The 3,238-nt window shown below is 44.8% G+C and carries 4 protein-coding genes; all 4 read right to left on the bottom strand.

The annotated features are described in order from the left end of the window. Positions 1-47 precede the first annotated feature (47 nt). Positions 48-1,382 carry a hemolysin family protein gene (locus AC5V8P_RS24585; RefSeq protein ID WP_064797097.1) on the bottom strand — a complete coding sequence of 445 codons (1,335 nt, stop codon included), beginning with the start codon at positions 1,380-1,382 and terminating at the stop codon, positions 48-50. 356 nt (positions 1,383-1,738) lie between these two features. Beyond that, a complete protein-coding gene (gerQ, locus tag AC5V8P_RS24580; protein WP_063210531.1) occupies positions 1,739-2,194 on the bottom strand; it encodes a spore coat protein GerQ in 456 nt (151 codons plus the stop codon). 62 nt (positions 2,195-2,256) lie between these two features. Beyond that, complete coding sequence (locus AC5V8P_RS24575) at positions 2,257-2,679, bottom strand: cell wall hydrolase (RefSeq protein ID WP_063210533.1); 423 nt, start codon at positions 2,677-2,679, stop codon at positions 2,257-2,259. 118 nt (positions 2,680-2,797) lie between these two features. Then, positions 2,798-3,238: SDR family oxidoreductase (locus AC5V8P_RS24570; RefSeq protein WP_495473974.1), on the bottom strand; the 441-nt coding region annotated here is incomplete at its 5' end.

Here is a 3,238-nt window from a genome sequence, read left to right as displayed (position 1 = left end):
AAAAAGCGACCCCACATGATTGAAGGCCGCTTTCCATAATTTTTCCGTTAAGAGACTCCTGCTTCCTCCACGACGATAGGCTGTTTAATTAGCCGGATACGTGAAATCCGCTTGTTTTCAACTTCTTCTACAATGAACATACATCCTTCAAACACTACAGACTGGCCAGGCTGTGGAGGAATAACCTCAACATGTGAGTATAGCCAGCCTCCTACTGTATCATAATCCTCATGATCTAGATCCAGTCCAAAGCGATCGTTCACTTCATCAATTAATAACATACCGTCAATCGAAAATTCATCGTCATTAATCCGCTCACAACTCGGACGTTCCTGATCGAACTCATCCTGAATTTCACCGACGATTTCTTCCATAATATCTTCCAGCGTTACCATACCCGATGTGCCACCGTATTCATCAATCAAAATTGCAATTTGCGTTTTGCTACGTTGCATGCGTTTGAGCAGATCACTAATTTGCGTTGATTCCGGAACAGCAAGGATCGGTCGAATCATCGTACGAGTATCGAGCGTGTTCGCACGTAGAAGATCTTTAATATGGATAAAGCCGATAATATGGTCCTTATCTTCGGCACAGATTGGATAACGGGTTCTCATGCTTTCCGTTGCAATCGCGAGATTTTCTTCTGTGGACTCATTACTGTATAAACAGATCATCTCCGTGCGCGGAATCATGATTTCCCTGGCGGTGGTGTCGGCAAAATCAAATATATTATCAACAAGCGCCAATTCCGTATTATCAATTAGTCCGCTCTTATTGCTTTCTTTCATCAGAATGCGTATTTCATCCCCTGTATGCGCGGAATCGTCGTATTCGGATACCGGCTCCAGACGGAATAAACGCAGCAGGCTGTTCGCCATTCCATTCAACGCCCATATGAATGGATACATCAACTTGTAAAACCAAGTCATCAGCATGGCTGAATACAGCGTAATAGTTTCAGCTTTACGAATAGCTATCGTTTTGGGTGCCAATTCACCCAACACAATATGCAAAATCGTAATGACAATAAATGCAATGACCACGGCAGTACCGTGCACATATACCGCTCCCAAGCCAGCGGCTGTAAATACAGGTTCAATCAAATGTGCGATGGCCGGCTCTCCGATCCATCCCAGTCCTAATGATGCTAGGGTAATGCCCAATTGGCAGGCAGACAAATAAGCGTCCAAATTGTGTATCATATTGGCGGCATATACGGCCTTTTTATTGCCCGCCTCCACCAAGGTTTCTATACGGCTGCCTCTGACCTTCACCATGGCAAATTCCGCAGATACAAAAAAACCATTTAATAATACTAATGCAAAAACAATAAATAAGTTAAACATACTCGGTAAAGGGTCACTCAATATGCTCCCCATCAGCCGTCATTACGGCAGACAGGCGCACCTCCTTCGGATAGTTTCATCATAGACAGAACGATAACACATCATAAGCAGCGTCAACTTCCCAACACATTCACCCCTTCCGGCTTCCTTAAGCCATATTCCGCATAAATGATTCAATCATTCATCAGCTTATATTTAATTATATAACTATACTCTATACAGTCAAACCACAAGCCATGTCAGAAAAATCAACTCCTCTATCATTTAGGTCGGAAAGCTCTCGTTTTCGCCTCTTACCACCAAGAAAGCAACTATATTTGAGAAAGAATATAAACAAAATACATCCCCTGCCATCTGGCAGAGGATGTAGACTCATATATATGAAGGCATCAGCGAACCGGGGATCCGCCCAGATTTCCGGTGACGCCGGGATATTGGTACAACAGCGGCTCATCAAAAGTTGCATAATCTAGGTTTAACATCAGTAAAATAGTCCGTTTGCCTGTTGCCGGATCACTAATAATAATGTGATCCCGACCAGCTGCTTCCAGAATACCTTTGAATATTTTCGCATTCCATTCACGGTTATTTTCATAGGTCATATAAAAAGTTCCCGTTTTGCCCAAGTTCAAGCGTAAAATATTCTCGATGTATGATTGCTCGTATTGCGGAGTCTGAACTTGAACTACCGTACCCGTTGGTGTCATAGGACTCCCACTGCTTACTGAAGGTGGAAAGCCAGTCATAGGCTGCATGGTTTGGACTGGAGCCATCCCTCTTGGCCATTCGGGATATCCATTGCCGGAAGCATAGGGTACGGGACGGTAAGCTTGCTGTGAAATCATGTAAATTCCTCCTAAAATGGTTTTAATTTAATTTTAAATCTTCGAGCCATTCTGAAAGGTGCCTAATATACATTAGGGCAGTCCTCTTCAGTCGGGCTAAAAAAGCAGTGGGCTTTAAAGCGACCGGTATTGGTCTGGTTATACCAGGTATCCGGACATTCTCCAGCCGGTCTGAAAAACCACAATGCATTGGATGCCGGACGTATTTTTTCACCATTGATTACACGCTGGGCAAGTCGAACGTCCCGATCACGAGCTCTCTGATAAAAATACCCCTTCTGAGTAGCTTCAAAACCTCCGGGACTTTGAAACACCATGTCATTCATGAGGCGTATCCCTTGGAAATCCAGGCAATTGGCTAAAATTCGGTTCACACCGACATTGCCAACCATGAGCATCCCCATCTCGCCTTCACCTTCAGCCTCAGCCCGCATCAGCCGGGCAAGGGTCCTTACATCTTCTGTGCTGGTCTTGATTACAGCCACCGCGTCACCTCCTTGCTTCTCAATCACATACCCTATCCTATGGTACAAATGCCCAATAAGTGACAGTCCAAAAAATAAAAAATAGCCCCAACACTGGGACTACTCTTTTAGGCTTTGATCAAGGTTCATAAATCATCTTACGCGTCATGCCACCATCAACCACTAGATTCGTGCCTGTTACAAAATCATTGCCGGGTTGTGTCAAATATAGACAGGCTCGCGCAATGTCTTTAGGGGTTCCTACTCGCCCTGCTGGATGCTGTTGATGGTCTTCCGCACGCAATTGCTCGTAATTTCCCGTTTCAATCCATCCTGGACTGATACAATTGACCCGAATCCGATCTTTTCCTAGCGATATGGCCATCGCATGTGTAAGGGCGGCTATGGCTCCTTTGGATGCCGCGTAGGCTTCCGTGTCTGGCTCTGACATGAAAGCTCGTGTAGAGGCCATATTAACCACTGAGCCACCTTCTGTGTTTCGCTTCATTACCTTAGCCGCTTCTCTTGTTGCAATAAAACAGCTGCGTACGTTCGTATTCAGAATGTCATCCCATTCTGC

This window comes from Paenibacillus sp. N119s, from assembly GCF_059447605.1.
The sequence above is the reverse complement of the archived record's forward strand: the minus strand, read 5'-3'. Positions and strand labels throughout refer to the sequence as shown.